Origin of the sequence: Spirillospora sp. NPDC049652 (assembly GCF_040675125.1) — a bacterium.
Taxonomy (GTDB): Bacteria; Actinomycetota; Actinomycetes; order Streptosporangiales; family Streptosporangiaceae; genus Spirillospora.
The window spans coordinates 1-6,886 of sequence record NZ_JBFAOF010000353.1 but is presented as its reverse complement, the minus strand read 5'-3'; the positions used below and the strand labels follow the sequence as shown (position 1 = coordinate 6,886).

5 protein-coding genes and 1 pseudogene are annotated in these 6,886 nt (G+C 74.0%); 3 read left to right on the top strand and 3 right to left on the bottom strand.

Features of this window, described 5'->3' with window-relative positions; all coding sequences use genetic code 11:
- The first annotated feature begins 1,413 nt into the window (after positions 1–1,413).
- On the top strand, positions 1,414–2,172 hold the full coding sequence (locus AB0J52_RS21820) for an IclR family transcriptional regulator (RefSeq protein WP_500183617.1): 759 nt from the start codon (positions 1,414–1,416) through the stop codon (positions 2,170–2,172).
- An 84-nt stretch (positions 2,173–2,256) separates the two neighbouring features.
- On the opposite strand, the gene AB0J52_RS21815 is transcribed toward AB0J52_RS21820, so the two are convergent.
- Positions 2,257–2,619, bottom strand: coding sequence for a YkvA family protein (locus tag AB0J52_RS21815; protein ID WP_500183615.1), 363 nt, complete (start codon positions 2,617–2,619; stop codon positions 2,257–2,259).
- Between the two features lie 367 nt (positions 2,620–2,986).
- Here AB0J52_RS21815 and AB0J52_RS21810 point away from each other — a divergent pair, with 367 nt between their 5' ends.
- Positions 2,987–4,108, top strand: coding sequence for an alpha/beta hydrolase family protein (locus AB0J52_RS21810; RefSeq protein WP_500183613.1), 1,122 nt, complete (start codon positions 2,987–2,989; stop codon positions 4,106–4,108).
- Positions 4,109–4,254: 146 nt separating this feature from the next.
- On the top strand, positions 4,255–5,205 hold the full coding sequence (locus AB0J52_RS21805; protein WP_500183612.1) for an arginase family protein: 951 nt from the start codon (positions 4,255–4,257) through the stop codon (positions 5,203–5,205).
- Positions 5,206–5,235: 30 nt separating this feature from the next.
- Here AB0J52_RS21805 and AB0J52_RS21800 read toward each other — a convergent pair whose 3' ends face one another.
- Positions 5,236–5,856: a septal ring lytic transglycosylase RlpA family protein gene (locus AB0J52_RS21800; RefSeq protein ID WP_500183610.1), complete on the bottom strand. Its 621-nt coding sequence runs from the start codon at positions 5,854–5,856 to the stop codon at positions 5,236–5,238.
- A 544-nt stretch (positions 5,857–6,400) separates the two neighbouring features.
- Positions 6,401–6,886: pseudogene (locus tag AB0J52_RS21795) on the bottom strand (hypothetical protein); the annotation flags it as partial.

Here is a 6,886-nt window from a genome sequence, read left to right as displayed (position 1 = left end):
GCCGGAGGCACGTACGAGCGCGGACCCGACGGCATCGCCACACGCGGAGGTCGCGGAACGAGCGGCAGGGTTGCCGAGCGTCCCCGCGGCAGGCGCGGAACCTTCGGCCCGGAGCGGGGTGGCGCATACGGGATCACGGAGTCCGGAGCGTCCTTGCGGCTTAGGGCAGGAACATGCGGGACGGCCGGGTGCGGGGCTCGCGCGACGTGCGGACGTCCAGCTCCGCGCGTTCCCTGAGCACGCGGCGGAAGAACGGGAAGCACAGGGGTCGTACCGGGAAGCGGCAGCGCGACGTTCGGTGCCGTCCCGCGAGGAGGCGCAGCGGGCGCGGGCGCGGCATACGAGGGCGCGGGCCCCGAAGCGGCATGCGAAGACGGGCCGTCCGGCGCTGCGGAACGCGGCGCTGCAGGGAGCGGCGCTGCGGGAGTGGCGGCCTGGGGGGAGGCGTCGGGTGTCCGCGAGACTTGACGGTGCGGCAGTGAGTCGGTGTTCGGGCGTGCCACCGGATGGTACGGCGAGGCGGCGACCGGGCGGTGCGGGTCTTGCTGTGCGCCGGGCATTCCGGATGGACCGGAATTGGAGATGTCGGCGCCCGGGGTCAGTGTCAGGACGCTCTGTGCGGACGAGTCGTCGGCGCGCGCCACGATCCTCACGCGCGGAAGGCCGGTCCGGTCGCCTCCGTCCTCCCCGTCCGGGGGGAGACGGACGTCGAGCGGGAGGGTGCGGCGGTCGCTGATGTCGCCGAGGGAGCAGATCAGCTCCGCCCGGTCCTCGCCGCCGCGGCATTCCTCGGCACGTCCGGCCCAGCTCAGCGGCCGTTCCGCGGTCAGCGCGAGCGTCACATCGCGCGCTGTTTCGCGCGTCGGCCCGACTCGCAGCCGGTAGCGCAGGACGCGGTCGGCCCCGTCGCGGCGCGGTCCGACCGCCGCGGCCGTCGCCGCCAGCCGGACGGCGGACCGCTCCGCACTGCTCGCCGTCCGGGCCGGCCGCTCGGAAGGTCCGGTTTCGGATGCGCCCGAATCCGATGACGCCTCCGAGTCGATCCGCGTCGTGGAGGACGCGGTGGCGATACCCGGCGCGGAGCGGAAGGGCGGCGCGGAGGCCGGGGCGCCGGACGGGTCGATGTCGGCCGGCGCGAACGGATCGGCGAAGGCGGGAGGGACGGCCAGCGCACCCCCGAGCACCGGCCCGCCGAGCACCGCCGCGCCGAGGCGGCGGGTCCTTCGCCGACGGCGTCCCATCGCCTCGTGCCCCATTTCCGGTCCTTCCACTGCGCCGATTCGGACTGTCCATGCCGGGGGGCATCCGCTGTTATAACCGCTCGGACACAGAACGTAACCACACGATCGTCTTTCGCAGAGTGAAAAACATTCTCCGTAGGATTGGAGGGATCACCTGGGAAAGGAGACGCCGGTGGCGGAGGCCGTACGGTCCCTGGAACGCGCCTTCGAGCTGCTGGAACACCTGGCGGACGCGGGCGGCGAGATGGCCCTGTCCGAGTTGACCGAGGTGTCCGGACTGCCGATGCCGACGATCTACCGGCTGATGCGGACGCTGGTGAACCAGGGGTACGTCCGGCAGGAGGCGAACAAGCGGTACGCGCTCGGCCCCCGGCTGATCCGGCTCGGCGACGGCGCGGGCCGGCTGCTCGGCACGTGGGCGCGGCCGGCGCTCGCGCGGCTGGTGGACGAGGTCGGCGAGACGGCGAACATGGCCGTGCTCGAAGGCGACTCGGCCGTCTACGTCGCGCAGGTGCCGTCCCGCCACTCGATGCGGATGTTCACCGAGGTCGGGCGGCGGGTCCTGCCGCACTGCACGGGCGTCGGGAAAGCGCTGCTCGCGCAGCTTCCGGAGCCCCGGGTGCGCGAGATCCTCTCCCGGACCGGGATGCCCGCCCGCACCCCGCACACCTTCACCGAGGCGAACGCCCTGGTGGACGAGCTCGCGCGCGTGCGCGAACGCGGTTACGCCGTGGACGACGAGGAGCAGGAGGTCGGCGTCCGCTGCGTGGCCGTCCCCCTGCCGGGCGCGCCCACGCTCACCGCGTTCTCGGTGTCGGGGCCGTCCGCGCGGATGACGCACGAGGCGGTGCTCGAAGTCGTCCCGGTCATGCGCCAGGTGGCCGCCGGGTTCGCCGCCGACCTGGAAGGCGCCCCGCGCTCTTGGTCCTGACATGCCGAAGGCCGACGGCGGTTGCCGTCGGCCTTCGTCGTCCCGGCCGTTCGACCGGGTCTCGTTCCAGATCAGTCGCGTAGGTCAGTCGGCGATGTCGCCCACGACGACGTGGGGGCGCCCGCCGCGCTCCCAGGAGACGAAGTCCCCCGCGGCGCGGATCAGGACGGTCGCCATCCACAGCGCCACGCCCGTGTCGTCCACGATGCCGACGATCGGCAGCACCTCCGGGATCGCGTCGATCGGGGAGATGATGTAGACGACGCCGAGCGCCAGCAGGCCGAGCGATCCGACCGACATGCCCTTGTAGTCACCGCGCAGGACGGCCTTGAGCATCCTGGGGACGGCACGCACGCGCTCGCCGAACCGTGGTGCGCCGTCCTGGAGCGTCTCGTTGTAGATCTGCCAGGCCTGACCCGCGGCCGCTACGCCTCGCTTCCCCTTCACTCGCCCTCCCGGGTGGTTTGTGGGTGGTCTGTGCCCACCCATCCCTCATTACGACGCACTCGAGACCTATCTTGTTCCCCCTTTCGGGCCGTACCGACGGCTCCTGCCGCGTGATCGCGCTCTCAATCTCCCGGCGGGGAGGCAATTCGGTGATCACCGGTGACAGTTGGCTGCCCCTCCCGAAAAGACTGTGGGGATGGCGCGGCATGAAACGCCGCTCGCTGGAAACATCGGCTCCGGGAACCCGGACTCGCGGGAGGGCGCCGCCTCCCGGTCCGATCGCGGACACAGCACGCCCAGGCCGTCGCGGACGGCCGACCCGCGGCGGTGCCCGCAGGCGACCGCCGCGACCGCGAGGAGCTGCACGATGACCGCCCAGGCCCCCAGTCCCGACTCCCGGCGGCCCGCCGCCGCACCGAGCCGCTGTTCGGACCAGCCGTCCGACGCCCCCGACCCGGCGGACGTTCCCGCAGCTCAGAAGGCCGAGGAACCGGAATCCGGCGCGAGCCGGGCCAGCCGTCCGGCGAAGGCCGACGTACCGGCCGCCCGCGCGGGCGAGCATCCGGCTGAGGAGGACGGGAAAGTGGTCGCGGCCCGGGACGAGGCCGTGCGGCCCGTTCGGGGGACGGCCGCCGGGCTCCGGTACGTGGCGCTGCCGCCCACCGCCGTGGACGCGCGGGCGAGCGGGCCGACCCGCCTGGTCCTGGCATGGCCCGGCTTCGATCCCCCGCGCACGGCGGCCGCGATGGCGACGGCCGTGCCGATGACGGGCGTCCCCACCTGGCGCGTCTACCTGGACCTGCCGCACGCGGACGACGCGGCGGCCGCGCTGCCGACCGGGCTCGACTCCCAGGGCCTGCTCACCGAGGCGGGCATCACCGCGTTCGGGACGGCCGTCGAAGGGGCCGCGGCCCTGCTACCGGACGTCCTCGCCGACCTGCGCCGCGATCTGGGCGTCCCGGCGGACCCGGTGGCGCTGGCCGGGTTCTCGGCGGGCGCGGCCGTGGTGCTCCTCGCGCTCGCCCGGCAGGACGTCCAGGTGAGCACCGCGGCGCTCGTCGCGCCGGTCGTGTCGCCCGCGCGGGTGGCCCGGTCGGTGGAGAAGCGGTCCGGGCGGGAGCGCTCGTGGAGCCCGGCCGCGACCGAGCTCGCCGAACGGCTCGACCTCTCCGCCCAGGCGGGCCGGATCGCCGAGTCGGGCGCGGCGCTGCTGCTGATCGGCGGTGCGCGGGACCGGATCGTCCCGGGCACGCAGGTGACCGCGCTGCGCGACCTGCTGGCACGCTGCGGCGCGCCGGCCGTGGAGGCCGCCGCGTTCCGGATGGGGCACGCGCTCGCCGCCGCGCCGGGCGTCGAGGCGCGCCCGCCCATCACCGAGGCCGTCCGGGTGGACGGCGTGCTCACCGACTGGTTCCGGGAGCGGCTGGCCGAGCCGGGTCCGCGGCCCGCGCCGCCCGTCGCACTGCACCTGACCGGCACCTCCACCTGACCGGCACCTCCACCTGACCCACCGGCCGTCCCCGCCGAGCCGCCCGGCGGTTCCGCCGGGGCCCTGGCCCTCTCGACCGGACACCGGGGCGGACGCTACGCTGATCTTCAACACCACCTAAACCGTTTAGGTGGTGGCGGGAGGGCATGATGACGCGTCGGGCAGCACTGCTGGAAGCTCCGTCCAACCTGGGACTCCGGCCGCTGCGCGAAGGGCACGTCCCGGGCACGCGGCGGCTGCCCGAGGCGCTGCGCGCGCACGGACTCGCCACCCGGCTGGCCGCCCACCTCCCCGTCGAGGAGGCCGGACGCGTCGAACCGGCGCCGTACGCGTCCGTCCCTGACCCGGTCACCGGCTACCGGAACGGCCCGGCGCACACCGAGTACACGCTGCGGCTCGCCGGACGCGTCGGAGAGCTGCTGGACGACGGCCGGTTCCCGCTCGTCCTCGGCGGCGACTGCGGCATCCTGCTCGGCCCGCTGCTCGCGCTGCGGCGGCGCGGCGACCACGGGCTCGCCTACCTGGACGGGCACGCCGACTACGCCCCGCCACGCGACCGCGCCGGGGCGCACGGGACCCGGAACACCGCCGGGTACGCGCTCCGCCTCGCCACCGGCCACGGCCCAGCCGGACTGGCCGACCTGGACGGCCTGCGGCCTTACGTCGCCGAGAAGCGGGCCGTCGCGATCGGCTACCAGTGGGAGCCGGAGGACCACGACTCCATCGCGTCCGAGGAGTTTGAGGCGTCCGCGCTGCCGAAGTACTCCAGCGCGGACGTCCGGGCGCGCGGCGGCGAGGCCACCGCCGCGGCCGCCTTGGACGTCCTGGAGGACCCCGCGTCCGGCGGCTTCTGGATCCACCTGGACGCCGACGTCCTCGACCGCGCGGTGATGCCGGCCGTGGACTCGCCCAACCCGGACGGGCTGTCCCTGGAGACGCTCACCGGGCTGCTGTCGGTCCTGCTGGCGAGTCCGCGCGCGGTCGGCATGAACGTGTCGATCTACGACCCGGACGTGGACCCGGACGGCTCCGCCGGAGCGGCGCTGACCGGCGTCCTCGCGGACGCCTTCGCCGCCGCGCGGCGCACGGCCGCGTGACTCTGCGTGTGACTCCGTGGGGGGACCCGCTCAGCCGCGGGAGAGGACCTCGTAGCGGACCGGGATGACACCCGCGCTCATACCGTCCACCTGCTTCATCGCGGCGGTGGAGAGGTCCAGGCAGCGGCCGGAGACGAACGGGCCGCGGTCGTTGATGCGGACGGTGACCGACTCACCGTTGTTGCGGTTGGTGACACGGACCTTGCTGCCGAACGGCAGCGTCTTGTGCGCGGCGGTCAGCTCGCTCGGGTCGAACGTCTCGCCGCTCGCGGTCTCCTGCCCCTCGCCGTAGGAGGACGCCTGGCAGCTGCCGGACGACACGACGGTGTAGCGGGGCTTCTTGGGCTTCGGCTTGGGCTTCGGGGCCCGGGTGATCTCGACGGGCTTCGGCTCCGGGGGGCGCGGTTCGCCCCGGCTGGCCCGGCTCGGCGTGGTGCGCGGCCGGTCGGCCGACGGGGTCCTGGACTGGGTCGGGCTCTGGCTCTGGCTCGGCGAGGCGGCCAGTTGCCGCGTCTGCGCGGCGGCGGCGGAACGGCCGGAGCCGTCGCCTCCCGCCAGCAGCGCCACCGCGCCCGCCGCCATGACGGCGACCGCGATGCCCGACGCGACCAGGATGTTCCGAAGACGGAACCTGGGGCGATGCTTACCCACGGAGAAGTCCTTTGATCGGGGACAGAACCCCGGACGCCCGGTGTGCCGCGTTCGCGCGCGCACGCCCATGGCGGATTCCGTGTCTGGATGACGACGACTTCGTCCTGGCGGCGTGCGCCGGGCGGGATCTTCACGTCACGAGGGGTTCTCCGCCTCGTGGCCCGCTCTTCGGCACCGGTGGTTCGACGCGTCCGCGACTGTGCGGATCGGACGTCCGGCGGTGCGGCTCCCGGCCATCTTCAGTTGGAGTGACCCAGTGCTCTCACGTGGGGGCCGCACACAAGTCCTTGACCGTACGGCGTCTTCCGCTTTAAGCAAGCAAAAGCCTTGGCTTTGTGGGCTTTGTCACCACGATTTTGTCACTATGAAGTGGATCTAGTGCGCTGCGTAAAGACGGCGTGGGGCTATCTCGGCAAGATAACAACGATGTAATTCACTGTCTCCACGGTGAGGTTCGCCTTCCCCGGACATGCGAACGGGACGCCCGCGCCGGTGCGGCGCGGACGTCCCGTTCGGACTGGTCAGGGGTGGACGAGGCGGGTGGTCAGGAGGCCGCCGACCGCATGCGCGCGACGTTCGGCATCGTGAGGTTCGCCGGGGCGGACCCGCCGTTCAGCTTCTTGAGCACGTCGCCCACCAGCGGGAGCGGCAGCGGCGCGGGCGCCTCGGCGAGCCCCTCGCTCGGCGTGGCCCGCCGGGCCGCGCTGCCGTACATGTCGCCGTAGCCGCCCTGCTCGCCGTAGCCGCCCTGGCCGCCGTAGTTGCCCTGGCCGCCGTTCGAGCCCTGGCGGCCGGGACGGCCCTGGCCCTTGCCGTACGCGCCCTGACCGGCCCCGTAGCCGCCCTGGCCGTTCGGGGCGGCGGGCGGGGCGGCCGGCGGGGCCTGCTCCGGCTTCAGGCCGTTGAGCAGCTTGGTCAGCGGGCCGAGCAGGTTCCCGCCGAGCGGGGTGCCCTTGCCGCCGTCCGGACCCGGGTCGGAGGGGCCGGACGCGGCCGGGGTGGCGTACCGCTCGTCCTGGCCGGCCGCCTG